At 57.4% G+C, this 26,618-nt stretch carries 18 protein-coding genes, 1 tRNA gene and 1 pseudogene; 3 read left to right on the plus strand and 17 right to left on the minus strand.

Translation table 11 applies throughout. The features are described 5' to 3' along the window. Positions 1-421 precede the first annotated feature (421 nt). On the plus strand, positions 422-937 hold the full coding sequence (locus OZX74_RS00265) for a rhomboid family intramembrane serine protease (protein ID WP_277156621.1): 516 nt from the start codon (positions 422-424) through the stop codon (positions 935-937). 300 nt (positions 938-1,237) lie between these two features. Here OZX74_RS00265 and OZX74_RS00270 read toward each other — a convergent pair whose 3' ends face one another. From OZX74_RS00270 to OZX74_RS00300, 7 genes are all read right to left on the minus strand, one after another. Next, positions 1,238-2,269 (minus strand): D-alanine--D-alanine ligase, encoded by a 1,032-nt coding sequence (locus OZX74_RS00270; protein ID WP_277156622.1) that lies wholly within the window; start codon positions 2,267-2,269, stop codon positions 1,238-1,240. A gap of 12 nt (positions 2,270-2,281) precedes the next feature. After that, a complete protein-coding gene (locus tag OZX74_RS00275; RefSeq protein WP_277156623.1) occupies positions 2,282-3,688 on the minus strand; it encodes a PLP-dependent aminotransferase family protein in 1,407 nt (468 codons plus the stop codon). Positions 3,689-3,931: 243 nt separating this feature from the next. Then, positions 3,932-6,391: a hypothetical protein gene (locus OZX74_RS00280; RefSeq protein ID WP_277156624.1), complete on the minus strand. Its 2,460-nt coding sequence runs from the start codon at positions 6,389-6,391 to the stop codon at positions 3,932-3,934. 163 nt (positions 6,392-6,554) lie between these two features. Further along, a complete protein-coding gene (locus OZX74_RS00285; protein WP_277156625.1) occupies positions 6,555-7,151 on the minus strand; it encodes a hypothetical protein in 597 nt (198 codons plus the stop codon). 3 nt (positions 7,152-7,154) lie between these two features. Continuing rightward, on the minus strand, positions 7,155-9,248 hold the full coding sequence (gene murJ, locus OZX74_RS00290) for a murein biosynthesis integral membrane protein MurJ (RefSeq protein ID WP_277156626.1): 2,094 nt from the start codon (positions 9,246-9,248) through the stop codon (positions 7,155-7,157). Further along, positions 9,245-12,085 (minus strand): DUF6049 family protein, encoded by a 2,841-nt coding sequence (locus OZX74_RS00295; RefSeq protein WP_277156627.1) that lies wholly within the window; start codon positions 12,083-12,085, stop codon positions 9,245-9,247. The genes murJ and OZX74_RS00295 overlap by 4 nt, the downstream gene beginning before the upstream one ends. Then, complete coding sequence (locus OZX74_RS00300; protein ID WP_277156628.1) at positions 12,082-12,738, minus strand: NUDIX hydrolase; 657 nt, start codon at positions 12,736-12,738, stop codon at positions 12,082-12,084. Before OZX74_RS00300 ends, OZX74_RS00295 begins: the two co-directional genes overlap by 4 nt. 517 nt (positions 12,739-13,255) lie before the next feature. On the opposite strand from OZX74_RS00300, the gene OZX74_RS00305 reads away from it, so the two are divergent. Then, positions 13,256-14,680: a CCA tRNA nucleotidyltransferase gene (locus tag OZX74_RS00305; protein WP_277156629.1), complete on the plus strand. Its 1,425-nt coding sequence runs from the start codon at positions 13,256-13,258 to the stop codon at positions 14,678-14,680. Between the two features lie 26 nt (positions 14,681-14,706). Here OZX74_RS00305 and OZX74_RS00310 read toward each other — a convergent pair whose 3' ends face one another. The 4 genes from OZX74_RS00310 to OZX74_RS00325 all read right to left on the minus strand — a co-directional run bounded on the left by OZX74_RS00310 (position 14,707) and on the right by OZX74_RS00325 (position 18,949). Beyond that, positions 14,707-15,336 (minus strand): LytR C-terminal domain-containing protein, encoded by a 630-nt coding sequence (locus tag OZX74_RS00310; protein ID WP_277156630.1) that lies wholly within the window; start codon positions 15,334-15,336, stop codon positions 14,707-14,709. A 259-nt stretch (positions 15,337-15,595) separates the two neighbouring features. Next, on the minus strand, positions 15,596-16,540 hold the full coding sequence (gene rsmA / locus OZX74_RS00315) for a 16S rRNA (adenine(1518)-N(6)/adenine(1519)-N(6))-dimethyltransferase RsmA (RefSeq protein WP_277156631.1): 945 nt from the start codon (positions 16,538-16,540) through the stop codon (positions 15,596-15,598). Between the two features lie 316 nt (positions 16,541-16,856). Then, positions 16,857-18,347 carry a G5 domain-containing protein gene (locus OZX74_RS00320; RefSeq protein ID WP_277156632.1) on the minus strand — a complete coding sequence of 497 codons (1,491 nt, stop codon included), beginning with the start codon at positions 18,345-18,347 and terminating at the stop codon, positions 16,857-16,859. Between the two features lie 528 nt (positions 18,348-18,875). Further along, positions 18,876-18,949: transfer RNA gene (locus OZX74_RS00325), tRNA-Thr, on the minus strand. Positions 18,950-19,475: 526 nt separating this feature from the next. On the opposite strand from OZX74_RS00325, the gene OZX74_RS00330 reads away from it, so the two are divergent. After that, positions 19,476-20,471, plus strand: a complete 996-nt coding sequence (locus OZX74_RS00330) for a thioredoxin domain-containing protein (RefSeq protein WP_277156633.1) — start codon at positions 19,476-19,478, stop codon at positions 20,469-20,471. An 81-nt stretch (positions 20,472-20,552) separates the two neighbouring features. Here the strand turns inward: OZX74_RS00330 and OZX74_RS00335 are convergent, their stop codons facing one another. The 6 genes and pseudogenes from OZX74_RS00335 to OZX74_RS00360 form a co-directional block, all read right to left on the minus strand. Continuing rightward, complete coding sequence (locus OZX74_RS00335) at positions 20,553-21,518, minus strand: thioredoxin domain-containing protein (RefSeq protein ID WP_277156634.1); 966 nt, start codon at positions 21,516-21,518, stop codon at positions 20,553-20,555. A gap of 195 nt (positions 21,519-21,713) precedes the next feature. Further along, positions 21,714-22,895 carry a hypothetical protein gene (locus OZX74_RS00340; RefSeq protein ID WP_277156635.1) on the minus strand — a complete coding sequence of 394 codons (1,182 nt, stop codon included), beginning with the start codon at positions 22,893-22,895 and terminating at the stop codon, positions 21,714-21,716. 236 nt (positions 22,896-23,131) lie between these two features. Further along, positions 23,132-24,088 (minus strand): annotated as a pseudogene (locus OZX74_RS00345) (serine/threonine-protein kinase); the annotation flags it as partial. 192 nt (positions 24,089-24,280) lie between these two features. After that, complete coding sequence (locus OZX74_RS00350) at positions 24,281-24,625, minus strand: histidine phosphatase family protein (RefSeq protein WP_277156636.1); 345 nt, start codon at positions 24,623-24,625, stop codon at positions 24,281-24,283. After that, entirely contained in the window at positions 24,591-25,121 is a 531-nt protein-coding gene (locus OZX74_RS00355; RefSeq protein WP_277156637.1) for a histidine phosphatase family protein, read from the minus strand. The genes OZX74_RS00350 and OZX74_RS00355 overlap by 35 nt, the downstream gene beginning before the upstream one ends. 319 nt (positions 25,122-25,440) lie before the next feature. Next, complete coding sequence (locus OZX74_RS00360; RefSeq protein WP_277156638.1) at positions 25,441-26,616, minus strand: DUF4982 domain-containing protein; 1,176 nt, start codon at positions 26,614-26,616, stop codon at positions 25,441-25,443. Between the last annotated feature and the right edge of the window lie 2 nt (positions 26,617-26,618).

The raw sequence follows: 26,618 nt of genomic DNA on the forward strand, positions 1-26,618 counted from the left end.
GACAATTGGGTGGAAAAGTGAAAAATCAGAATTCTCGCATCCCTAAACAGCGGTATTCAAAATATGATTGGCTGCTTGGTGAGGTTTTGTTGGTCAATGTCCCTATCGGGGTGTGTGGGAAGATGGCCTGTTGGGAATGGTCATCGATAAAATGGAGTAATGACCAATCAGAGCGGCGACATTCAACGGTGGTTTCGAAGGCTGAGGTACGAGTGGCGATCCAATGGGCCGGTGGTCACGTGGGCGATTGTGGTTGCATGCGTAGCGGTATGGCTTGTGGAAGTGCTGTTCAAGTATGCCCTTCCCGCAACAGTTCAATACCCTGATTTTTAATGGCTCGTTCGCTTCAGGTTTGGCGGTTGTGAAGCCGTGGACGTGGTTCACGTCGATGTTTATGCATTCCCCAAATGTATTGCATGTCTTGGGCAACATGCTGACGCTGATTATCATCGGGCCGTACTTGGAAAAGCTGCTTGGGCACTGGTGCTTCCTCGCGGTTTATCTGATTTGTGGGCTCGGCGCTTCTGATGGCCTGATGGTCTACAGCTATGTCACTCACGATTGGGGCACGTCCGCATACGGCGCTTCCGGCGCGTTGTTCGGGCTTTTCGGCGTGGTGCTGCTTGTTTTCCAGCGTACGCACGCGGATATTCGTGGGATGGTGATTTGGATCGTCCTCGACTTGGCGATGCCATTGTTCATTCCGAACGTGGCGTGGCAGGCGCACATCGGCGGATTTGTGATTGGCTTGGTGCTGGGCTGGTTGCTGTTGGATGGGATTCCCGCACTGCGTCGCCGCCCGTTGTGGGTACGGATGTTGGTTTACGGTGCGGTTCTCGTCGTGCTGCTGGTCGTGTTGGCGGTGGTACTGACGCCGTCGTGGCTGATTCGCTTCGAGTTGCAAACTCCGCAGATTAATTTGCCGGACATGCCGTAAGGAATCGCTTTATTCCTGATTTGTTCCGTTTACCGGTGAAATTGTGTCTTTTTTACTTGCGATAAACGGTAAGCCAACTAAAAAGACACGAATGCAGCCACTAATTGTGCCTTTTACTTAGTGTCCATGAGCGAGCAAGTAAAAAGTGTCAATTGTAGAGCATAAGTTATGTAATACATAAAAATGTGCAACCTGCATGAAACAAGTTGCACATTGCGACGTGTACCACCCGTCGGAAGGCGGAGTGCGTCTGTCGACAGAAGGCCGCTATCTCAGACGGCGAGAAAACGGGAACGGTTCTTACTGATCGGCGCGATGCTGGCGTAGGACGGACTCCACCAGCTGCGAGTAGAGATCGGACAGACTGTAACCGGCGGCGATGGCGGCTTGCGGTAGCTGCGAGGTCGCGGTCATGCCGGGAGCCACGTTCGATTCGAGGAACTGCGGGATGCCGGACTCGTCGACGATGAAGTCGGTGCGGGAGATGTCGCGTAGACTCAGAGTGTTGTGCGCGGTGAGTGCCGCTTCCTGCGCCGCCTTGAGCACGGCTTCGGGCAAGCGCGCGGGAACGTAGAAATCGGTCGGGCCGGGGGTCACGCGGGCTTCGTAATCGTAATCGCCGTCAGGCGTGGCCACTTCGAGCGGCGGCAGAACGAGCGGTTCCCCGTCGATTTCCAGCAAGGAAACGGAAATCTCGGTACCGGTGACGGCTTGCTCCACCAGCGCAACATCGCCATATGCGAAGCTGTTGACCATGGCTTGCGGCAGCTCGGAGGCCTTGTCAACGCGGGTGCAGCCCATCGCCGATCCGCCTTGGGTCGGCTTGACGAACAGCGGCAGCTTAAGCGAGGAGACCAGCAGGTCCACCACCTTCTTCGCACCCAGCTCGCGGAACATCGATTCGGGCAGCGCCACCGAAACGGGCGTGGAAAGTCCGCCGAGTTTGCGCACCACGTTCTTGGCGATGGGCTTGCTCCAGGCGGTGCGCGACGCCTTGGCACGCGAACCGATATACGGCAGGCCCTCCAACTCGAGGATGTCGCGGATCGAGCCGTCCTCGCCATTGGCGCCGTGCAGCAGCGGCCAGACGATGTCGGGGCGGGTCTTGGGGTCGCTCAGGTAGGGCAGCAGCTCGCTGTCCATATCATGCGTGGCAACATTCCAGCCAGCCTTTTCGAGGTAGCCGGAGACGCGGTGGCCGCTGGCGAGCGAGACATCGCGCTCATGGCTCATGCCACCACAGATGACGAGCACCTTGGTCGCCGCTCGGTCGATGGGAGCAATGTCTTTCGTTGTGGTTGCACGCTTTGTGGCCTTGATATGCTTTGCCATAATTACGCTCCTTCAGTCTTTCTTGTCCGTGCCCGTGGTGCGGCGCGTGTCCGCATCGGCCGCAGCGGTGCCGAAGAGTTCGGCGGTCTTGAGCTCGCCGTCCATCACACTTGCAAGCCGCTTGATACCCAGCGTGATCTTGTCCGGCGTCGGATAGCAGAACGAAAGGCGCATGTGGTGCGTGCCGCTGCCGTCGAGATAGAAGCCGGTGCCGGCCACGTAGGCGACTTTCGCGGTGATGGCGCGAGGCAGCATTGCCTTGGAATTCAAGCCCTCGGGGATTTTCAGCCAGATATAGAAGCCGCCCTGGGGTTTGTTCCAGGAACAGTACGGCAGATACTTCTTGAGCGCCGCGTCCATGGTGTCGCATCGCTCCTTGTACATCCCGCGGTACTGGCTGATCTGCTTCTTCCAGTCGAAGTTGTCGAGATAGGTGGTGATGGTCAGCTGGCTCATGTTCGGCGGACAGAGAATCGACGCCTCGTTGGCCAGAACGAGCTTCTTGCGGATTCCCGGAGGCGCCACGATCCACGCGATGCGCATGCCCGGCCCGATGATCTTGGAGAAGCTGGAAAGGTAGACGACGTTCTCGGCGTCCATCGAACGCAGCGCGGGGTAGGTCTGGCCATTGAAACCGAGCAGGCCGTAAGGGTTGTCTTCCACGATGAGCACATGGTATTTGCGCGCGATCTCGATGATGCGCGGTCGGCGTTCGACGCTCATCGTCACGCCGGCGGGGTTGTGGAAATTGGGCACGGTGTAAAGGAATTTGACCTTTTTGCCGGCCTTGCGCAGGGCCTCGATGGTCTCCTCGAACGATTCGGGGATAAGGCCGTCTGCATCGGTCATCGCGTTGACCACTTCGACTTGGAAGGAGGCGAAAACACCCAGCGCGCCCACGTAATTCGGGGCTTCGGCGATCACCACGTCGCCCGGGTCGCACATGATGCGGGTAATCAGGTCGATGGCGTTCTGCGAACCGTTGGAGATGACCACGTCATCGGGCTGCACGTCCTTGATGCCTTCGAGCGCCATGATCTGCAGCACGTCCTCGCGCAGATGCGGATCGCCCTGCGCCGAGCCATACTGCCAGGCCACGTCGCCCTTGTCGACGAGCATCTTGGCGATGAGCTGCGAAAGCTCCTTGAACGGCAGGTAGTCGAGATAGGGCATGCCTCCGGCCAGCGAGACCACGTCCGGACGCGAGGCGGTGGCGAACAGGGCCCGGATCTCGGAGGCGCGCATATTGTCGGCGCGGGCTGCGTAGGAGTCGTACCATGGGTCGTTCTTGAAGACCTTGGATTCCGTGGTTTTCGTTTCGGCGCTCTCGGTTTTCGCGGCTGCAGCTCCTGCGATTATTTTGGAACCGTTGCCTTTGCCCTCGTTCGGTTTTCCGGAAATGTTCTTGGTCTCAGACATCAACCATCCCTTTCTTCGGTTGCGGCACCGCCTTAAACGAGCGCCGCCTTCCAAACAGATTTCGCGCGTTTAAAACAATATAGAAGAAGACTTTAGTCGTCATCAGTCGTGGCGTAAACACCCACGAAAAACCGGCACTGCTTCAACACGCTTCCGGCGGCTCGCCGAATCAAAAACCAAGAATCGGAAGTCTCTAGAATGCCGATTCTTAAAGCAACAGAATCCTTGGAATAGCCGGACGTTTTAGAACAGTTGGACGTGGTTGATGTAGAGGGAATGGTTCGGCAGGGAGTCCATGGGGACCCAGAGCATGAAGTCCTGGGACTTGACGGGTTTGGCCAGCTTGACCTCTGTGGTGCCGCTCTCGTCGAAGGTGAACTGCGCGACCTGCTGGCCGGCGTTCGGGTCCTGAGTGGTGTTGGCGATGAGATAGCCCGTACCGCCGGAAGTGCGGATCTGGACCACGAACCGGGTGACGGTCGCAGGATCGCTGACATGCATGTAATATGCAAGGCCGTTCTGCCCGGCAGGCTGACGGTAGAACTCCTGCTTGTCGATGGTCAGCGGCGTATTGTTCACCGGAATCGAGGGCGCGGGCACGGCGTTGGCGACCTTGTCGGAGGTAATGACTTTGGAGCTGGAGCTGGAGCTGGAACCCGCTTCAGACTTCGAAGTTGACCCGTTGGACGAGCCGTTCGAAGAATCACTGTTTTGCTTTTTGGAGCTTTCGGAACTGGCCGAGCCTTGTGCATCATTGCCCGCTCCGTTGCCTTGAGCGCCGAAGGGCACTTTGTTGAGGTTCATATCGGGCCATGGGTCGGAGCTGGATTGCTGGTAGCTGCCCGCGCCTCTGCTGTTATGGCCGGTGAGCACGAACGCGGCGACCCCTGCGGCCGCAAGAATCAGCACGATGACGGCGATGATGGCGACGGCTTTGGTGGTGAGTTTGCCGAGCAAGGGGGTGTCGGCGATATCGTCGCTGGTCGGGTTGGTGGATTGCTGATGGGCCCGCTGCTGAGGCGTGAAGCTGGGAGGCGTGATGACAGGGTTGGCGGCGTCGATGGCCTCTTGCTCCGCCTGCAGCGCCTGTGCGGACTCGTGCCCCGGCTCGATGAAATTCCCGTTGGCGTCAAGCAGCGGAATGCGGCCTGTGGCTTCAGTACGGTTTCCTGGGGTGACGTCGTGCGTGCCGTCGACATCACCCTTCATGGCGAAGTCAAATTGCATCGTCGGATTGGTGTTTTGCACGGCGTTCTGGTCGAAATCCGAGAAGATGGAGTCGTCGGCGGTCGAATCGAAGGATTTGAAAGCATCCGCCATTTCCGCGGCGGTCAGATCGTGCAGATCCATGCGCGGGGCTGCAGCGTTGGTCAAATCATCAGAAGCGCCGGGCTGATTGCTGCCGGACTTGCCGTGTTGACGCCACCATTTCGAGGATTTGTCTTGTGAGGATTTTGGATTCGGGCTCTGTGGGGCGTCGGGGTTGCTGTTCGCGTTGTTTGCGGAGCCGGAAGGAGTACCTTGTGCGGCGCTTGCTGGCAGCGGCAATGGTGCCGGGGTATGTTGTGATGAAGCGGACGGCGCCTTGTCGGGAGTTCGGTTGGTGCCGTCGGTTGGCTTTGAGGCTTTTGACTTGTTCGGTGAGCCGGCGTTTACCGGATTTGCGCCAGACTGGCTGGAAGCCGCAGATTTCCCCGAGACGGTGGAAGTGGCGGCTTTGGAAGCTGCCTTATCCCCTTGTTTTCGTGCCGCTGAGGCCAGAGCTCCGGCTCCGGCCGCGCCCGCAGCTGTGTTGGCGCCCTTTGTCGCCGCGGATTGTGCCTGACGCGCACGGAACTGCAACTGGTTGGTCGAAAGATTTTGTGGAAAATCAAGCAGGTTATTTGGCCGAGTCCTGCGAAGTGGAAGCCTCTGAATCGAAGCCTCACCATCGGAATTGGGTCGCTTTATTTCGCTTGCCGGAAGCGTTGCCAACGGTTTGGCCTCGCCCAGCAACGCCACAAGCTCGGACAGAGAAACCATCGAAAGGGTCGGACTGCCATCCGTATCGTTGATGGGCAGCCCACGTTCGCAGATGATACGCAATTCTTCCGGAGTGTCTTCCGGCAACGCAGAAAGGTCAAAATCCTTGATTTCCGAAGTCCATTTGCCGATGAGCATGGCGTAAATCAGCGACGCGAGTTCATGGATTGCGCGCATCTCCGGTTGGAGGCTTCTTTGCGCGGGGGTATCAGTGAACATCTCCTGAAGAGGGGCGTCGGCGATCTGGACACCCTTTGAGGTAATGCGAATGATGTCGGTGCTCAGAGACTTCATGCCCAAATCGTCACGCAGCAGTGTTTCGAGTCCGTCGGCGACTTCGGCGATGACGGAATGCATGGCTGTGTAGCTAAGCTTGCGCGTGCCGTGCCCGATGAAATCGTTGAGCGAAAGTCCTCGGTCCAGTTGCGTGATGAGCACGGGGACGTCATCGACGCGCTGCATCTGGATAACCGGTGTGAAATGAGGGTTGCGCGAAAGGGTGAGTGTCGAAGCGATGGCCTCGAAACTGGGGATGGCAGCCTTGTCGGTGACGATGAAGAGCTGGCAATCGCGCGCGAGGACGCGGTCATTGGCTTTCCACGCTTCGAGCCCAGGTACGCTACGCAGCGGCGACACCAACGTATATCTGCTGATGACGATATCTCCCAGCTGTGGCTTCATAATGTCCTCGACCCTATACGCAAACGAATGTAAACAATGTCAGGCGACAAACCGCCCCTTTCATTCTATCCATGTCGGTGGCCGGACGGGAAGGTTTTGTGGCAAGGTTTCGTGTCGATTTATAAAATGTCGTCTGCTTGACGGAGTTCAGATTCCCGCCGACTCAGCGTGCGCGGTGGCGGGCAGTCTTGGCGATCTCGCTTTCCAGGGCTATCCCGCTGTCTTCGGCGGCCGGCAGCAAACCCAGCGATTGTGGGGAAAGCCATGCAAAATCATCGGCATGGGCCGGAAGCCAGGTGCCGGATTCTACGCCGTCGTTTTTGGTTTCGTCGGACTCGGCGTCGGTTTGGCGTGTGGGCATGCCCGCAGCGTCGAAAAGTGGCTTGATCTGCGAAGGCGGGCGCTCGCCATAAGCCGAATCACCGGAATTGATGGGTGCGATCGGCAGGGCGGGGAGTTCCGTTTCGGTGGTATTTCTCGATTCCGAAGCCGGCGAAATGGAAGAAAATGTCAAATCGCCCGAAATTCCGAAATCCTGAAGCGGACTCCGTCCTTGGAGATGTGCGGAATCCGCCGACGGCTCGGCATCGCGCGGTGCCGGCGCGGACTCCGAGACGTTGCTTGACGTGTTATCGGCAGAATCAGCAGATGGATTTCCATGCGACGAAGCGTCATCCGCTGGATTGAGATCCAACGGATTGAAACCGACCGGGTCATAATGCCGCGGATGGCCTACACCGAAAGGAAGTCTGTCTGACAAAGTCTAAAAGCCCTTCTTTTCGGTATCGGAGGAATCGACATTTGTGGTGGGCATATCCTCTATTTTAGCGCCATGGGTTGCGCTAGGCGAGTCAGAAACCGTTGTTTCTTGCGACATATCGGGTTTTTTTGTTGAGGTCGCGGCCGAGCCGTTCGAGCCGTCGGTTTCATCGTTCTGTGGCACGTCCGGTTCGTCGGGAACGCCGAAATTGTCGGGAATGCCCGCATCCTCGATTTCCTCCGTCCGCGCGAAGCTGCGATCGGGCGAGACGGCGTTGGGCTGGGTGCCGTTGATGATTTGGCAGAAGCTGTCGTCGTTGCGCGGGCTGCTTTGCGCGGTCCGCTTGGTGGTGTTTTGGCTGACGTTACCGTCGGCGGTAGCCTTACTGTTACTATTCCCTCGACCGGCGGTGTCGGTGCCGCCGGGGAGTCTGATACCGAATTTGGCGGCGAGCGTTCGTGCAATCGGCATCAATTCGTGTGTGCGAAGTACCCACAACGTAGCGATATACAGCAGGATGATGATGATGGTCAGCACGCAGCAGACGCCCACTGCCTGCAGCCAGTTCATGTGCCCGCCGCGTACACCCGAACCCGGTTCGATGTCGGCGTGGAAGAGCGCGTAGGTCGGATAGCGCAGCAGCAGGCCACCCGCGATGGCGACCAGCGTGGCGATGATGCCTTTGGCATAGGTCGCGGTGATGCGTTTGCCGTCGATATCGCCGTTGAAACGTTTGCGGATCATGATCAGCAGGGTCGGGAACGAGAGGATGTAGCCGGCCGCGCTCGAGAACGCGAGCAGCGAAGCCCAATTCGAAGGCGAGATGAACAGGCAGCCGACCAGCAGGATGCCGATTTGTATGATGTTCTGGATGACAACGAACAGGAAGGGATGGTAGCCGTCCTCGAAGCCGTAGAAGGTGCGCTGGATAAGCAGGTAGGCCGAGGAAATCGGCAGGCTCAGCGAAAGCAGGCTCATCGGCGTGGCCATCAGCACGGCTTCCTTGACGCTGACGCTGGGCAGTAGGGCCAGCGCGATCGGCGTGGGCATCACCACGAAGGCGACGGTGAAGAAGCACATCATGAGCCATACGTTGCGCAGGGATTCGCTTAGGTCGCCGCGCGCGGCGTCGATGTTGTGGTCGGCGATGGCCTGGGCGATTTTCGGGAAGACGGCCGTCGCCACGGAGACGGCGATCAGTGAATACGGCAGGATGTAAATGGTGTAGGCGTTCTGGTACGAGGCGTTGCCGGCGACGTCGAACTGGCTTAAGTGCTGGGCCGCGGCGGCCTTTCCGGGGATGCTGGTCAGCACGCGGTTATTGACGATGTTCGAGATCTGCCCGGCCACGACGATGCCGAGACTCCAAGCCGCCACAGGGCCCATCGAGCGCAGGCCGATGCCGTGGATGCCCCAGCTCGGGCGGTAATGGATGCCGATACGGAAAAGCGGAATGAAGAGGATCAGCGCTTGGAAGGCCACGCCGAGCGTCCACGTGCCGGCCGTAAGCGCTATTTTGCCGGTGGTCCAGTAACCGAGCGGCTGGTGGCTGGAACGGCCGAACATCAGGATGAACACGGTGAAACCGATGCAGCTGATGACGTTCGCGCCCACCGAACTCCAGGAGTAGGCGCCGAAATGGTCTTTCGCCGCGAGGATTTGGCCGATGACCGTATAGAGCCCGTAGAAGAAGATCTGCGGGACGCACCAGAAGGTGAACGCGGTGGAAAGCGCGAGCATGTCCGGCCCGGCGTGGACGTAAAGGCGCACCAGCAGCGGGGTGAGCGCGGCCACCAGCGCAGTGACCCCGGCTAAGAGGACGATGGCGAAGGTGATGAGCTTGTTGAGCCGGTCTTCGGCGTCCTTGGCCTTGAGCGTGCGCACGATTTGCGGAACGAGCACTGCGTTGAAGATGCCGCCGGAAACCAGCGTGAAGATGACTTGCGGAATCGTGGAGCCGGCCTGATAGGCGTTCGCCGCAAGACCGGTGGTGCCCAAAGCCGCCGCCAGAAGGATGGTGCGTACCTGGCCGGTGACACGGCTCGCTGCCGTGCCCACGGCCATAACCATGGAATTATGACCTACAGAAGAACTCATTCGTCAGGATCTTTCTTGCGATTGAATTGGCGCCACAGGCCGAGCACACCCAGAACCAGCGCGATTGCAATGAAAATCATGCCGCTCATGTCGCTTAAGCGCAAGGTGCTGGTGATGCGTGTCGACTGCGGAGTGGAGAATTCGTCTCCCCTTCGGTCGGTGAGTGTGAGACGCGCCGTGGCGGTGCCGGAAGTCGAGACGCGCACGTTGAAGGTGGTCTGGGCCTCGCTGCGGGCGGGAATGGAAAGCGTGGCGAAACGTGTCGTGACGATTTCCATCGAATCGGAGAGCGACGAGATCTTGACCGTGACTGGGTAAGGGTGGTTGTTGCTCACGGTTACCGGCATTTTCGCGGATTCGCTCAAGACGGTGATGGATTCCGAAGGGGTGATTTTGATGCCGTTCATCAGTTGGGAGGCGAGGTTCTGGGCGCTCGCGACCATGTGTTTGGCGACGGTGTCGCTGCGGGAAAGCGCATGCAAGGCGATGGTGCTTTGCGTGCTTGAGATGGCGGCGATCCAGTCGCAGCCGTTCTTCGAGCGTTTCGCCGTGGCGTCGGCGTCTTGGCGTGCGAGCGATTGCGCGTCGCCCGTATCTACCTTGCCGCTGTTGCCGTTGGCCGCGTTGCCGTCGTTGGCATTTGAAGAGGACGAAGCATTTCCGGAATTATTTGTATTACTTGATTTGTCGGAACCGCCGGTTTTGGAGGAATCGCCGGACTGGCCTGAAGCGCCGTCTGAATTCGTGCTCGTGCTTGCTCCCGGAGCCGTCTCAGACCCTGATTTGGCGGTTGACGATCCGTTTTCCCCGCCTTGCGTCTTGAAATTCCCGGAATTATTCGAATCACCCGATGTTCCTGATGTTCCCGACGTTCCGGCGGATGATGAAGACGAATTGGCTGAAGCCGAGGACTCATCGAGAATGGAGGTATTGAATCGGTCGATGTCGTTTTTGCTTGCGGCGAGCGTGGCAAGCGTTTCCCGGATATTCTGCAAGGTGGAAGCGTGGATATTGGGTGAGCCGGGCACCAAAGCATTGGCCTTGTCCCCGGAAAGATAGGCTTTGGCCTGATTCAGATCGCCGATGTTGTTCAACTTGAGCCACGGTGCCTGCTCCACCGTCTGCATCAATGTGTCTGCATCCTGCGCGTTGCTCTCGGAATTCGCGGTGGCGGTATTGAAACAGATCAGCAGGTTGCGTGTGGCATAGGGGCTTTCCATCTGGTAGAAAGCGCTTTGTGCCATGAAACGTGCCAGACGGCCGGCAGGGCTTGATTCCCCGTCCACGGTTTTGTCTGTCGGTTTGCCTTGGGCGAGCCTGCTCAGCTCGTTCTGTGCGGTGAGTACGGTGATATCGCCCGCAGACGTGTGAACGGTGTATTTGCCGGTGCGGATGGTGGAATTGGTGTTGCCGTCATCCATGCCCGTGGCGTCCGGCTCGATGACGGTGGAATATCCCTGCGCTCTGGCTGTTTCCAGCGCGTTGATCGTCCAGTGCCCGCGCCCGGGCCAAGCGTAGGCCGGCATATTGGCTTTGGCGTCGCCCACGGCGTCACGATATTGCTTCAGCGCGGTTTCCGAATTCCAGTCTTTGGCTGCGATTCCGGCTTTTTCGTATGAGGTGCCGTCATTGATGGCGGAATATGCGGTGATGTCGAAATCGCCGGACTGCATGATTCCGCTGGATTTCGGGGGCACGGGAAGGCTTTGCGCCAGAGTCGGATCCGTGATCACCTGCAGGCCGGGATGTTTGCTGATCAATTGTTCGACGGGCTGCGAAAGCTTGTGTGCGTTGACGATTTTGGCGGTATCGCCCTCCCCCGCAGTCATGAACTGCGTGAGTTTTTGCCCGTCGACCTGCCATTCGTCACTGGTCAGCGGCATGGCGATGGTGATATCCATCGGAGGGGTGTTCGCGGTTTTGAGACCATCGCTGGAACGGGTCAGGAAGGTGTGGGTGGTGTTGAGATAGGTGCGGTTCGATTTTGCTGAGGTTTTGCCGCTGTCCGTCGAATCACGAGCGAAGGAATAATCGATGCGCAGAGGCTTTGGCCCCCACGAAAGCATGTTCTTCAGGCTTGGTTGGTCGGGATTCGCATCGATGGTGACGCTGGTTTTCTCGCCTTTGGCGATGGTCGGGACGTTGACCTGCCCGATCTGATTGGGCACCTGGATCCGCGAATTGCCCTGTGCCCATTGCTGCAGGTCCGAGCGTGAGGCGAACGTGTAGTAATCGTTGACGGCCACGGTGAGGGTGCCTGCAGGCAGTGCATCACTACCAGTGTTTTTGATGGCCACGTTCAAGTGATAGCCGGAATTCGACGTGACCACGGGCGTCGACGCGGCAATCGTCACCTCTGCATCCTTTCCCGCACTTTCGGTGTTGGAATCGGTGGAAGCCGAGTTGTCTTGAGCGCTGCTGTTGCCGGTGCTGCTCTGCGTTGAACGTCTTGAGGAAGACGCGGAATTATTTGAAGAGCGTGGGGCCGTGGTCGTTTGGGGTCTCGGCGTTTGTTCCTTTAAGGTTCCGTTTTGCTGCGATGGTGCAGGCTGGGCCGGTGTCGTGGGCTTGGTCGGTTCCGTATTGGTATTGCTGTTTGGCGCGGAAGGCGAGGCAGGGGTTTGCGGGGTACTGGACCCACCGGGTTCCGAAGTGCCGCTGGAAGGTGGGTTGGTTTCCGTGCCGTCCGCGGCAAATGCGGTATTCGGTGAGAGGATGAGGGCGGATGCGCACAACAAGGCTATGACAGAAGAAACAATCGCCGAAATCCGGGTGCGAATCAGCGATTGCTTATGGTGTGTATTGGTGTGAGCGATGCAGGGGTTCGAGTGGTTCAACCTTCTGCCTGCCTGTTCAGTTTCTTGGCATAAAGCCACACGATTTTACGTTCGTTAGGATAGCTCAGCACGTTGTCAAGGTCATCGAAATCTACCCAGATGGCGTCTTCGGCCTCATGGTCAGGGTCGCCTTCGACGGTAAGGAAACCGCCGGTCTGCCGTAGCGCGAAGTGATGGACGAGCTTGTGGACGCGTTCGGCCTGGCCGGTGAACCAATAATCGATGGTGGCGATGGAATCGATGATCTCGCCCAATATTCCGGTCTCTTCGTGTACTTCGCGCACGGCGGTCTGTTCGGGGGTCTCCCCTTTTTCGATATGGCCTTTCGGCAGGCACCATTCAAGATGGCCGCTGCGTGAATGGCGTGCGATGAGCGCGACGCGGTTGTGTGAATCGAAAATCAAGCCGCCGGCTGAATATTCACGGGCTACCGGCAGTTCTTGGGCGTCGAGCGTGGCGAATTTCGTGGGACCGTGGCCGGCACGGTGGTGCGGCATCATCTTTGGCGTCGGTGCGCCGTCAGGTTCGATGAAACGGACGATATGACGTTCGGATTGTGAGGTATAAAGCAATGTGTCTTCCCTGTCCTCGTTTTGGGTATGGTTGCCCGAGGAGTTGGCCATCATGCGGGCCAGGTCTGCGGGCGTTATCATACAACCCAGCTTACTCAACAGGGTGTGCAGGTGGGGTGACGGAATGCTTTTCGCGGTCATACAGCCGTACTAAGTCTGTTGGCGATTCTTGGCGGAAGCGTTGCCAATGCCATAAATAACATAAATAAGCTGTGCGATTATGTTGGATTTGCGGCGTGGTAAAGTATGGAACTTCGTTTAAGCAGAAAAATGACCTCTCTGCTATGTGTATTACGTTATTATAAATAAGAAATGATGAAATATCAACGAATCGTACTCTCGACCATCGTGCATCTGTAGCACTAAAGCGTTTTTATAAGGGTTTCTTGCTTCCCTGCTGTGATTGCTGTGCATATAAAATATAGAATGGCGTATTTTCAACGAATCGTATATTAATGAATGGCTGTTGGGCAGCACGGTTGGAGCCTTTACTGCTATGAATTGCTGAGGACACGGCCGAATTTTCGATTCTTATGTGTGCGGGCAACGGTGACGGTATGCTGGAAGGCGCGTGAAATTTGAACGTTGGAGGCAAATCGTGGAGTTTGAGGTGTGGCCTGAGGCCATTGAGCTGGGGCGTATGTTCGCCGAGCAGGGCTACGAGCTTTCGCTGGTGGGCGGACCTGTGCGCGACCTGTTGTTGCACCGCAAAAGCCATGACCTCGATTTCTGCTCTTCCGCCAGGCCTGAGCAGTTCGAGCCGATTCTGAAGCGTTTCGGCCACGACGGTTTCTGGGACATGGGCCGCAAATTCGGCACGTTGGGCGCGATGCGGCGTCGCAAGGACGGCACCGAAGTCAAGGTCGAGGTCACCACGTACCGCTCCGACAAATACGACCCCGATTCCCGCAAACCCGAGGTCAGCTACGGCGACTTGCTCGAGGGAGATCTTTCCCGGCGCGATTTCACCGTCAATGCGATGGCCCTGCGTGTGCCTGATCTGGAATTTGTCGACCCGTTCGGCGGCGCCAGCGATCTGGCCAAAGGTATTCTGCGCACGCCGGTCGACCCGCGACAGTCCTTCGAGGACGATCCGTTGCGCATGATGCGCGCGGTGCGGTTCGTGGCCCAGCTCGGTTTCCGCATCGAGCCGGACACCGCCGAAGCCATCACCGATATGGTCGACCGCATCTCCATCGTCTCCGCCGAGCGCGTGCGTGATGAGATTACCAAGTTGCTGCTTTCGCAGCGCCCGCACGAGGGTATCGAGGCGCTGTGCGATTCTGGTTTAGCCGATATCGTATTGCCTGAAATTCCGGCGCTGAAGCTGGAAATCGACGAACATCATCGTCACAAGGACGTTTTCGAGCATACGTTGATGGTGCTCGACCGCGCGATTGCTCTGGAAACCGGTCCCGACGGCCCGGTGCCCGCGCCTGATTTGACCTTGCGTCTGGCCGCGTTGCTGCACGACATCGGCAAGCCCGCCACGCGCCGCTTCGAACCGCACGGCAAGGTCAGCTTCCACCATCACGACGCGGTGGGCGCGAAACTGGTGCGCAAGCGGATGAAGGCGCTGCGTTTCGACAAGCATCTCATCCAGGACGTCAGCGAGCTGGTGAACCTGCATCTGCGCTTCCACGGCTACGTCGATGAACCTTGGACGGACTCCGCTGTTCGCCGGTATGTCAAGGATTCCGGCCATCTTTACGAGCGTCTGAACCGCTTGACCCGCGCCGACGCGACTACGCAGAACAAGCGCAAGGCGCTGATGTTCTCTGACGCGATGGACGAGCTGGAAGCCCGCGTCAAGGAGCTCAAACAGCAGGAGGACTTCGACGCGATTCGACCGGATGTCAACGGCAACGAAATCATCGAGATCTTGGGTATCAAGCCTGGCCCGGAGGTCGGCCGCGCCTACAAGCACATGCTTGATTTCCGCCTTGACCACGGCCCCGCTGACCACGACACCGCCGTCGCCGAACTCAAGCGTTGGGCCGCGGAAGAGGGACTAATCGGCTGATTGCAAGCTCGGCTGATTACAAGTATTTACTGCTTTTTCTGACGGAAATCCTTGGGAATCTTTTTGGCGTCGATTTTGTTCGGCGGCGTGCAACCCTTGATGTTCTTGATTTGGGTGCCGGCGGCGGGTATTGATTCTTTATCCGCCAGATCGGTGAATGTCGAGCCGATGACCACGCTTACGACCTTGTCCTGCCTGTTGTCCAGCACCAGTTTGGCGTCGGTGAAATTGCTATAGACCGTATAGGCCTGCGCAATGTTGTTCATTCCGAAATAAATGGTGGTCCGTTCCATTCTCCGTGAACCAAAATCGCCGACGCTGGACACGTTGAAATTACGGTTTTGCAGGGCTTCGCCGACTGCCTTGGCGAGGCCGACCGACTTCGTGCCGTTGAGGACGTTGACCTCGATGTTGCCATTTTGCATGTAGGTCGCGGGATTTTTGTCCGAATCGTTGGAAACGCAGACAAGTGGCGCGCCGAAGTTGGTTTGTGCCTGTGGCACCCCGGCATTGCTTTTGCCGATGGTGTGGAAGAAGACGAAGAACGAGGCCACCAGTGCCACGACCAAGACGGCCGAAATCGTTGAAAACACGCGCACCTGACGATGATGCACATATTCCTTGCGTGCCTTGCGCTCGTCGCTAAATTGCTGCATTGTCCATTCCTGTCAACCCGTGCCTGCGCCATTCCTATCAGCGCGTGGGTTCCCCGACGTGTTAAGGATTTGGCGAAATATCGACGTTTTCACTTTACCGTGAGAGTGTGACGCGCGAGGCGTGGCTACCGCTTGGCCGTTTTGCGCCATACATAAGTCGCTGAGTGACGCTGACCGGCTTAAATATGGCGGCTATTGTGGGTATCGCCAGATTTGGGCCGCTGAGGTCTGCTGAGTGGCTTATTTATGGCGCGATTCTTTATGCCTCGGGGTATGTGGCTTGCTCTGCTGCGGTCGCCAGAGCGGCGAATTCATTGACGGTCAGGGTCTCGCCGCGTCTGGTCGGGTCAATGCCGGCTTTGGCGAACGCTTCCGCGGGTACCAGCTTTTTCAGGGCTGCGTGAAGTGTTTTGCGGCGTTGGCCGAAAGCGGCGTCGATGAGTTGGAACACCTTCTCGCGACTGGCTTTTGAGGTTATGTTCCTGTCGTCATTTTCGGCATAGCGCGTAAACGAGACCAATGCGGAATCGACGTTCGGCGCGGGCCAGAAGACGTTGCGCCCCACCAGACCGACGCGCTCGGCCTGCCCGTACCATGCCAGTTTCACGCTCGGGGTGCCGTAGATCTTGGAGCCGGGCTTGGCCGCGAGTCGGTCGGCCACCTCCTTCTGCACCATGACAAGGAAATGATCGAGATTTTCGAACCGCTCGAGCAGCGTCAGCAATATCGGCGTCGCCACATTGTATGGCAAATTGGAAACCAGGGTGAACGGGTTGTTGCTGCTGGTAGCGCTGCTGGTAGCGTTCGGCGCGAAGTCCGGCAACGTCTTCGGGCTCAGGCTCATCGCGTCGGCGGTGACGACGGTAAGCCGATTGGCTGCTTCGGGCATGAATTGCGCGACGGTTTCCGGCAGGCGAGCGGCCAGGGCCGGGTCGATTTCCACCGCGGTGACGGCAGCTCCGGTTTCCAGCAATGCCAAGGTGAGTGAACCCAGCCCCGGACCGACTTCGAGCACGCGGGTATCGGCGGTGACCCTGGCCTCGCGCACAATGCGCCGCACCGTGCCCGGGTCGATGACGAAGTTCTGCCCGAATTTCTTGGTCGGGCTGATTCCGGCCTCGGCCGCGATGCGCCGGATATCCCCCGCTCCCAGCAGATGGCCTGTGTGGTCGGAGCCATCGTGATTCGTCGTGTGTTCGTTCATGCTTTCAACATACCCTCAGCTCAAGAATCGGAAATTTTCATAATCAAGTAACTCGTTGAAGACAACTGAGGTGGTGCGAGGTTTCATTTCTACTGAAAATCAGTACTTTTGGCAGAAAAGTTCCAGTTATACCTGACACTTTTGGATTCGGGACGATGAAGTTTTGGGTATGGTTAACGCTTGGAACGATAAGCAGAAGTCATTAATTATTGTCGGCACTTGAAACGGGTTATTGGGGATAGCGTTCTGCTGTCGTCGGCTCCGGAGACATTGCCGGGCTGAAAGATACTCCGGATATAGTTCGGATCCGAACGATTTAGTACCAGCCGCCGACGCCTGAATACGGCGGCTTGCAGCGGGAAAGCCATTTTTGCCATGTCGTGGACGGGTCGCCATAACCGTAGGTCGTTTTTATGTAGTTGAGACCCCAGTCAATTTGCGTTGCTGCATTATCGCGCCAATCGGATCCATAGAGGGCCATTTTATTGCCTGGAAGTGATTGGGGAATGCCATATGCTCCGGACGTTGGATTGCCAGCATTCCAACGCCAGCCGGATTCGTGATTCCACAGTGAGACGAGGTCTTGGAATTGTTGACCAGTCCAGCCATAACGTTGTGCGGCAGCGCCGGCTGCATAGGTTTGCGCGGCGGAGGAGCTTGCGTGCCAAGTGCTGCTGCTTGAGCTTGGCGGAGTCGGGGCCGGTGCAGGCGTTGGCGCAGGGGCTGGAGCCGGTGTGGGAGTTGAAGGCTTGGAAGGTTGCGATGGCTGCGCAGGAGCGGAAGGTGTGCTCGGTTGACTGGGTTGCTGTGACGGAGTCGAAGGGGCTGGCGTGGACGGAGTCGAATTGTTATTTGAGTTATTGTCTTTGCCGGAATCGTTGTTGTTTGAGCCGTTGTCTTTATCTGCCGCAGTGCCACTGTCGTTCCCGGTCGAAGGTGCGGGAGCAGCGGGCGCGGCAGGCCCTACGGCCACAACCTGGTCGAGGGCCACCTGCGTGACGGTTTCGGACTCCAATGTGGAGCTTTCGGCCTGGCCGTCGACGTAGGTGACGTCGTAGATCTGCCGTTTGTTGCCGTTTTGGCCTGCCTGACGAATTTCGGTCTGGCCGGGCTGCAGGCTGGAATCAACCACGGTGCGCGTGGCGAACGGCAAGCTGACGTCTTTCGTCTCCTGGCCGTGCGTGACGCGTTGGACGCGCAGGATGGTCTGCCCGTTCTCGACGCTCACGCTGACGCGATCGTCCTTGCCGACCGTGATGTTCTTGGAATCGAGAATCGAAGCGGCCGTAAGCTTGCCGTTGGGGGCGATCGAGGTCTTGCCGTCGGCGATGACGGTGACCGGGCCGGCCTTGTTGATCACGAACCCGCCGGTGAGCTGGTTGTAGACGTTGCCCACGTCGACCGACACCTTCGTGGCATTGCGCTCATTGGCCTTGAAGAACCCGAGCAACTGGTCGGCGCTGGTGGCGTACGTCCAGAAGGGGACTTCCTGGCCCTCGATGTTGATGGTGGTCTGGTAAGCGCTGCGCACGGTGACCACATCGTGGTTCTTGAGGCCCGCTTTCTCGTCGGTGGAGTCGATGAAATCGTGGGTTTTGGCTTTCACGCCTTGCGATTCAAGGAATCTGGGGACGGATGCGGAGTAGGTGGTCACGGTTTTGGTCGCGCCGTTGACCGTCAGGGCTACCGTCTTGCGTGCGGTGATGGCGAAGAAGACGATGCTGGCCAGCAGCACCACGCCCACGCAAACCGCCACGCGAACCCTGCGCAAGGTGACGAACCGCCGTGGAGTCCATCGACGTGCCATGAAAACCCCCTGAAGTAGTGTGCGGAATATGCCGCGTATTCCTGCTGCTCAATCTAGTCTACAGGCTATCGGTTTCGCTATGAGTGTGCCATGCGTGATCGGTCTGTTTGGTCGAGATTGTGCAAAGAAAGGGTGAATCAGGAAGAAAAGCGCCAAAACGGACCCAAAATAGTGCTTTTCTTCCTGACCGCTCTTTGCTCGCAGAAAAGGGAAAGGGGCGGGAGAGAAGGGGATATTCCCGCCCCTAAAGGGCGAAGCAAATTGGGGGAAGCTACGCCCTTGGACGTCGTCCCCCATATGAAGAGGAACAACGCTTACTTACTCGAGCGCGAGTAATATCGTCGGCGCCTCCTTCACGCCGGAACCGTTGGGCTTGGCTGGTGCCGTCACCGCAACGCACGCAAACCACTCTCGTGGCTCTTACAACAAATCCGTTACTACTTCAGCCGAAGCGAATTGCTTGCCTCAACTGCAAACATGTACAACACAAAAACAACATATGTCTTTCACCGCAACATTGCACCGGTGAGCCTCCTGTCGGGATCGAACCGACGACCTGCCGCTTACAAGGCGGCCGCTCTGGCCATCTGAGCTAAGGAGGCGTTGGTTTCAATCGTATCCGACAAAACCAGACAGCCTCTCACTTTAACAGCAAGGCTCGATTACTGAAACGTGCCTGCGTGGTATTGAGCGACATGGAATCGTATCGATATTTTGTGTCATTTAAACGGTTTGTGATGAAAGTTGCTTAAATCGAAATACATATACGTCAATTCAAAACATAAAACGTTTCAATATAATTTCGTTGATTCTCTGTAGAATCTATCGGAAGGAAATAATTGTTGATATTAATAGATTCTCAACCCTTGCTGCCGTTTGACGTCATGTAAAATGAAGTTGCGTTTTGCGCAAAACGCCTTCGCTAGACGAGAGAGAATTCGTCGGGTTTTGACTCGTGTTATATTGTAATAATGCTGCTTCTCGCACAGCTTGATTGGCGTTGCGTTTTTCGGCATAGGCCACATAGTTTGTTGGGGGGTAGAAATGGCAGGACATAAGCGGCCGGTATCCCTCAAAGATCCGGCAAATAGACAATGTTGCTAGCGCAAAGAGTATAGAGGACGGAGTATGGCTCGGCAGACAGGCAATGGCTACGCACAGGCGCCAGCAGATTTTTCTTGGTTTGATGGTGCAGACGCAGGCGATTTGTTGATTCAGGCACGGCGGGCACAGGAAGCCAAAGAACGTAAGCAGCGCCGTATCATCGGCTTTGTCGCGTTTATTCTTGTAGTAATTTTTATTGCGGTTATTGCCATGGTGAGTTACCGGTCTATTGTCAAGCGCAATGCGGCGCAGGATATTAGCGAGGACCAGGCATACAGGGCATTGCAGAACGTGAAAGTGAAGCCACAATACGCTAATGACAAAGGTGGCATACTTTTTTCGAAAGTCGGGTATGGCAAGAAGGCCGCCAACGCCCCCACGCTGGAAATCTACACCGATCCGATGTGCCCTGGTTGTGCCGTGCTGCATCAGCAGATGGATGCGACGTTGCGTACGCTGCTGGATTCCGGCCAGATCAATCTTGAAATTCATCCAGTGACATTCCTTGACAATATGTCGACGGATCATTATTCTTCGCGAGCCGATAACGGCTTGGCCTATATTGCTTCCCACGATCCCGATCCCGACCATCTTCTGGATTTCATCACCAACATTCATAGCGACTCCTTCCAGCCTGAAGAGGCCGCCAACTACAAGCCGGTGAATAATCGGCGATTGCAAGAGCAGGCCGAGGCGGCAGGGGTGCCTGCGGATATTGCGAGCAAAGCCTTCGGCGGTGAATACGATCCCTGGCTCTCCGCCGCTGCGCAATATACGTTGCGTCGCCCGGAACTTAAGGACGTCGCCGGCCAGTTCAAGGGCAAACTCACTACGCCGGTAGTGGTCATCAACGGCAAAATGCTTGATATCTCAGGAATTTCCGATATTGGACTCACCTATAAAGTGGCTATTCTTCAGTCCATAGGCCTCGCCAACGCGGATGTAGGCATAGTCGGCAAACAACCGGCGATCGGCAGCACAGGCAATCCTACGTTCCCCAAGACGCAGCCTTCCGTGTGAGTTCAGCGCATCAACAAAACAAAAACCGGCGGCAGATTGCGCACGAACGCGTGAATCTGCCGCCGGTCTTGAAGCTCATAATCAGACTGTCAGTTTAAGGGTTCGGGAGCTCCGGTGCCGATCTTCGGCAGGACCCCTTCCTCGCCGACCTGCGATTCCTTGATGCCAAGCTGCTTGAGCAAAGCCTAGCTTCTGGGTGATGCCCAGTTGCGAAATCTCAGACATGTCCATGAGCTTGCCGTTGATGGTGACGGCCGGGGTGCTCATCTGCCCGGAACTGTTGAGCAGATCCTTGCGCCGGACCGTGTAGTCGTAGGAGGCCTTGAGCCACTTGTTATAGGTGCCGTTGAACGCCTTGCTCATCACGTCCCGGGAAATCCCGGCGGAGACGGCCTGGGCCTGAATCTGGGCGTTGCTGGTCGGCTTGTATTCAGGACCTTCGGCAGGCTGATAGCCCTCCTTGTAAAGGTTGCTGACGAAATCAAGCAGGTGCTGGGCGTCCGGATCGTGGCTGGAGACGTAAAGCAGGGCTCCGGCGGCGCGGGTGGAGTACTGGTCGGTCGAATCCGCATCGAGGAAGTTCATGGGATGGTAAACCAGATTGATTTGGCCGGAGTTCACCAATTTATCGAGGTCGGTGTCAATCTGGCGGTGCAGCGAACCGCAGCCGGGGCAAAGCGGATCCATGTAGATCTCGACGGTCGGCACTTTGGCGATTTTCTTGTTGTAGCCGTCCTTGGAAATCAGAATGCCGCCCTTGTCGTCGGCGTATTTCGGTTTGGTCTTCACTTTTTGCAGGGCGGAGTATGAAGCGTTAGCGGTGACCTTGTTCGCTTCGTTCTTCTTGTGAATGGAACGGAAACTGACGATGGCGATGATGGCAACAAGGATGACGATGACGGCGACGACGATAGCGCCGATGATGGTCTGTTGCTTGCGTTCCTTGGCGGCAGCCTCTTCGAGCGCTTTCTGGCGCGCCGCTTCTTCGGCCTGGCGTCTGGCTCTCATCTTGCGCTTTTGCCTTTTATTGTTGCCCTGCTGTGCCATATGCCCTTCTTTGTGATTGCAAAATACTGTCAACCGCTGGTTGGCCCTTTGTCGTAGCGACTGAAGCACCAACGCATTGCAATAGACCTAATGTTCTTTATTTTGCACGTATGGGTGGATGAAATAGCTTTGGGGCGAACGCTGATTGCATTTTGTGACCGATGCGGATTCTGACCGTATGTTCGGATTGCGCGATCACAATTGAGGGGTGGGCAGAGGGACCCAGTTGATCTGATGGTTGCTGAGGGCCAACGCGAGCGCCGCAAGCGAGAGTATCAGCCAAATCGCTAAAAGTACCCAGTGCCCAGCCGAGTGACGTTTGGAAGACCCACTGCCATTCATGTCCACATCAGCGTCGATATCGCTGGCATTGTTTTCATAATTTAATAAATTATATCTGTATTCGTTGGAAGTTGGGGTTGGGGGAAGAGGTTGAGGCCCTGCCTGCATCGTATTGCCTGGCTTGGGATAAGCTGCACCGCGCAGTCTGCCGGCGCCGATACGCAACAGCGTACTCTTCGGGCCGAAAACGGCGGCAATCCAGGCGGCGGCCATGAATATCGCCAGCGAAGCGCTCGAATAGGAGAGGGAAAGATCCGCCGGCAAGGCAAGCGGAAGATGCAAGGGGCCGAGAGGCAAAGTAACCATGCGCATGGGAAGCCCCGAAACCAGATTGACGACCACCGGGCCCACGCCGGCGATGAAGATGAGCGCCAGCGCTCGCGGGACGGTGAACAGCAGAGCTTTGAGGGTATGCCAAGGCAGGCTTACCGTACGCAGCGCCGTGTCCCCGCCTTTGCGGATGCCGCCGTGACGACCCTCGCGCCCAAGTTGCCCCTCTTCGCTGTAACCCAACATCAGAAGGAACCAAAGCAGGGCCGTGGCGCAACAAATCGAGATGAGCGGTGCCGAAGCCGAAAGCAGCGCGAGCGGAATCGCCAGAAGCCAAAGCGGCAGGACGGAACGCGAAAGGAGCCTGCCGCGTCTGATATCTGCCGGGTTTACCGCTGGTTCGGATTCAAGCGGCTGAATCAGCGGTTGCGGTTGCGCTTGTTGAGGTATATAGCCAGGTTGCGTGTTCGGCTGACCGTATACATATGGTGCCGGGCATTGTGCGCCCGGGACTTGTTGCTGGCCTGGAGCCAGTGGGGCGATTGCCATAGGTACGGTCCCGGCTCCCGTCTGCTCAACGTCCTGTGGGTTCGCAGAGGTCAGAGTCGACGTCGGCTCCAGACTTTGCGTCATTTCTGTGCTCAGTGGCATTGTCCCGGTGAACGGGGCGAGCGGCATCGTTGCGGCAGTGCCACCGTCGCCTTTATTGTCTCCTTGCGGCATTGCTCGCGTGGAACCGCGTATTTGCCGACCTTGCGGGGTCATTGGCTTTGTTTCGACATTATTGGCATCGTGTTCAGAAGTCTCGTCCTCTGATACCGCCGGTGATAGGGGAATGTCATCGGTCCAATTGGTTCGGGGATTGCTTGTTGCCAGACTCCCCGAACCAGGGCCGGAATCAGGCCGAGGCGTTTGGCCAAAGGGGGCATCACCCCGTCAGAGCCGTTGGCATTGTTGCCAGTCGCGTTGTCGTCCTCATCATCCAGCTCGCCGTTTTCGAACGGGTTCAGGGCGTCGAGCGTGATGGCTTGCAGCAATTGGTCGGGGCTGCAGCGCTTGGCAGGGTCGGGGTTGAGCGCGCTTCGCAGTGCGTTCAACGTATTGGGCGGAAGGCCGGCGAGATTGGCGTTGCCACTCGCCTCGCGCTCGAGCACCGCCATCATCGGTTTGCTGCCGAAAACCGGTCTGCCAGTAGCGGCGAAGGCGATGACGCTGGCGAGCGACCACCAGTCGGTGGCTTCGTCGCTCTCCGCGCCGTCGATGATTTCGGGGGCGATGAAGCCGGGCGTGCCCATCACCAGACCGGTGCGGGTGACGTGGCTTTCCCCGGCACTCATGGCGATGCCGAAATCGACCAAGACCGGTCCCGAGGCGCTTACCATGACATTCGTGGGCTTGATGTCGCGGTGGATGATGCCTTGCGCGTGCACTGCGCGGACCGCGTCGATGAGCTTGGAAGCCAGACGCTGCAGATCGTCGCCGACATATCGGCCGTTCGCCGCCACGTCATCGCGCAGGTTCTTGCCCTCGATCAGTTCCGTGACGATGAAAGCGAGGGAATCGTCGAGTTCCATGTCGACGATGGCGCAGACACCTGGGTGGTTGATTTTGCGCATGGCCACTGCCTCGCGCCGCATGCGCTCGCGGGCCGTGACGTGCGGATCGTGGCTGCGGTGATGGCCCGTTGATTCGCCGTTGCCATCGGCAGCGGTGTTGCCGTAATCATCGGATCCATTGTTGCCTGAAGTACCGTTGTTTTGGTAATCCGGACTATCGGTTTCGCTCTCGTCCTTGAGTGAATCGCGCAGAATCTTCATGGCGTATATCTGCCCGCCGTCATCGCGCACCCGCCAGACCGAGCCCATCGCGCCGCCGCCCAGCCGTGAGATCAGCGTGTATCCGCCGACAATCTCCCCGGGTTCCAGGTCCAACGCGTTCAAGTCGCTCATATGGTCAATACTACTTGGGGCATGGCACGTTGCCGTTTGGCTGCCGCATCGTCCCTGGCCCGGCCCATATGAGCACTTTCCGGACGCTGCCGTCAAAAGCCGCAAGCCAGCTCAGCCAAAGTGCGTGTTCCCTGCACGCAGCATCAAAAAGTGCACTCCAGTAGCTCTGAAGTGCACTTTCTCGACAGTGGCGTAAGCCCGTTATGCCGCCTTTTTGCCGGCGTCGTAATATTTTAGGCTTCCGATGTCGCCGACCAGTGTGAACTTGCCGTTTTTGTAGGTGAGTTTGGTGACCGAATCATTTTTCAGCGGCCCTGCGTTGTTGAGAATCTTTTGCGCTTCCAGGAACAGGCTGATTGACATTCCCGAACTCACCACGAGGATGTTGCCGCCTTTGTCGGCCTGCTTCTTGGCGATTTGGGTCAGGGCTTCGCTCATTCTGTTTTCAACGGTTTCGGGCTTTTCGGCGCGCAATTCCGTCGGCAGGTCGGTTTTGAGGCTGTTGGCCTGGTCAAGTTCGTAGTATCCTTCCTGCATCTTGCTCATCAGCTGGCTCCCGGAGCCTTTCATGAAGTCTTGGGGAATTCGCGTAGCCGAAATGCTGGGCTATTGCAGGTATGGCCTCGTCTGTGTCTGGCACTCCCTCGTAACTGCCGTAGTTGCACTCCCTTAAACGCGGGTCTATTTTCAGATTGACGTTGTTGTTGCCCGAGGCCTTCAGCGCGCCGTCGGCTGTCTTTTCCTGCCTGGTCAAATCGCCGGAATAGGCTGCTGCGAATTTCACGTCTTTCAGCCCCTTGCCCAAGTATTTGGCGCCGTCGACGCCGTTTTGCGTCAGCGTGAAGTCGCTCCAACCTTGTGCGCGATGCATCACATTTGCTGCGGTTTCGCCGTGACGGACCAGGTAGATGGTGGTGGTCTGCGCGGCCGCATTCGTCTGGGCTGTATTATTTGCTTTCGTGTCGGATCCACATGCGCCGGCAAGGCAAATAAGCGCGATTGCCGCAGGCATGGCGATTGCTTTCGCTAGGACTTTGTTCATGATATCCCTTTCTCTTTGGGTTGCCTGCGTGACTTCGTCGTAAATAGCGCAGGCGGTGGTGAATCCAGCGTGGAAGACTATCGTTCATGTGCTCTGCAATGGGCCAACATGCACGTCCGGATTAAAGGAATATAGGTGCTCCGCTGTGACCTATTTGAATTATAATTTTTCTAAGATGATACCATGTGATTGAAATAGAGCATTTTAGCGTGTCTATTTTATTTAAATAGGTAAATTATCGTATGTTGACAGGACGTGGCAGATTCGTACGTAACGGCGCTGATGGCAGGATATCCGATACTGAAATGCGCGGAGCCCGTTACGCCATTTTGATGGCAAGGCTGGTTTCCAGTTTGCCGTCGGTGACGCTCAGGACTACCGGCGATGGTTCGGCGTCGGTTTTCGGGGTCTCTCCCGCAGTAGGCATTTCAATGATTGCCAATGCTTCACCGTAGTAGGTGTCGGTGCTGCCGATAACAAAACTGCCCGGGTTGAACGGTGCGGCGCAGCCGAAAGCGACCAGCCGGCCAGCGCTGATTCTGGCCCGTAAAATGCCGCGTTCCAGCGGTTTGGTGATTCCGACGGCATCGGTGTAGCGCACGCGCACGTATGCCAGATGTCCCGGACGGCAGATGCCGGATGAGGCCATGTGTTGCCTATGCTCCGTCGTATCCGCGTAAACGGATTGTGATTCCTCGAAACCGCTTTCGGGTTCCAGAGAAGCGGTGAGTCGGGTCGGGCCTTGGGCGCTGGTCAATGCACACCGGCCGATTTCCGCGCCGTTTGCATCGAAGCTTACGGCCTCAAGCGTTCCGGGTTGATATTCGCAGCTGAATCGCGCAAGGCAATCGTCGTGCAATGTCTTCCGTCCGATTTCCTGTCCGTTCAATATCAGGGCGACGCTGGCCGCACGCGCATAGACCTCCACGTTCGCCTTATGGCCTTCGCAGCCCGCCCAACTCCAGGAAGGCATGGCGTCGGTCATTCTCCAGGCGCTTGGGGAGTGCTTGTCGTTGGTATGATTCACTGGCTGCACCGCAAGGTAAGGGCCCTGGTCCTTTTCAAGAGCAACGCGGGTATAGAGAGCCTCGCCGGTCACCCTTCCCGTCAGATCGAGACGGCCTGAGCCCGCGGCGAGCCATCCGAACCCGCTTTCCGCTGGTGCATAATCCTCGTATTCCCAGGCTCCGATGCCGGTTTCGCCCAGGTAATCCATACCTGCCCATACGAAATCCCCGATAAGCCGCGGGTTCGCTTTAGCCATTTCGCGGAACCGGTAGGCATCGCTGCAGAACGTTTCGGAACCGAGGATGAGCCGATGTGGGTAGCGCTGCAGGTCCTTTCGGTAACGTTTGATGCCATAGTTGTAGCCGGCGATATCGAGCTGCGCGAAGGCGTCGCGGGTCTTGACGTCGCAGGCATGCAGTGTGGCTCCGGTTTTCATGAAATCGGCGCCCAAGATTCCCGCAAGATTATTGAAGAACTCGCTGCCCACGG

The organism is Bifidobacterium sp. ESL0798 (genome assembly GCF_029395415.1).
In the GTDB taxonomy this organism is placed as follows: Bacteria; Actinomycetota; Actinomycetes; order Actinomycetales; family Bifidobacteriaceae; genus Bifidobacterium.

What these genes read in the sequence shown, in the direction of transcription:
- OZX74_RS00270 (WP_277156622.1), bottom strand. Translation starts at nt 2,269, where the DNA reads ATGGCAAAGCATATCAAGGCCACAAAGCGTGCAACCACAACGAAAGAC.
- OZX74_RS00275 (WP_277156623.1), bottom strand. Translation starts at nt 3,688, where the DNA reads ATGTCTGAGACCAAGAACATTTCCGGAAAACCGAACGAGGGCAAAGGC.
- OZX74_RS00280 (WP_277156624.1), bottom strand. Translation starts at nt 6,391, where the DNA reads ATGAAGCCACAGCTGGGAGATATCGTCATCAGCAGATATACGTTGGTG.
- murJ (WP_277156626.1), bottom strand. Translation starts at nt 9,248, where the DNA reads ATGAGTTCTTCTGTAGGTCATAATTCCATGGTTATGGCCGTGGGCACG.
- OZX74_RS00300 (WP_277156628.1), bottom strand. Translation starts at nt 12,738, where the DNA reads ATGATAACGCCCGCAGACCTGGCCCGCATGATGGCCAACTCCTCGGGC.
- OZX74_RS00310 (WP_277156630.1), bottom strand. Translation starts at nt 15,336, where the DNA reads ATGCAGCAATTTAGCGACGAGCGCAAGGCACGCAAGGAATATGTGCAT.
- rsmA (WP_277156631.1), bottom strand. Translation starts at nt 16,540, where the DNA reads ATGAACGAACACACGACGAATCACGATGGCTCCGACCACACAGGCCAT.
- OZX74_RS00320 (WP_277156632.1), bottom strand. Translation starts at nt 18,347, where the DNA reads ATGGCACGTCGATGGACTCCACGGCGGTTCGTCACCTTGCGCAGGGTT.
- OZX74_RS00330 (WP_277156633.1), top strand. Translation starts at nt 19,476, where the DNA reads ATGGCTCGGCAGACAGGCAATGGCTACGCACAGGCGCCAGCAGATTTT.
- OZX74_RS00335 (WP_277156634.1), bottom strand. Translation starts at nt 21,518, where the DNA reads ATGGCACAGCAGGGCAACAATAAAAGGCAAAAGCGCAAGATGAGAGCC.
- OZX74_RS00340 (WP_277156635.1), bottom strand. Translation starts at nt 22,895, where the DNA reads ATGACCCCGCAAGGTCGGCAAATACGCGGTTCCACGCGAGCAATGCCG.
- OZX74_RS00350 (WP_277156636.1), bottom strand. Translation starts at nt 24,625, where the DNA reads ATGAGCAAGATGCAGGAAGGATACTACGAACTTGACCAGGCCAACAGC.
- OZX74_RS00355 (WP_277156637.1), bottom strand. Translation starts at nt 25,121, where the DNA reads ATGAACAAAGTCCTAGCGAAAGCAATCGCCATGCCTGCGGCAATCGCG.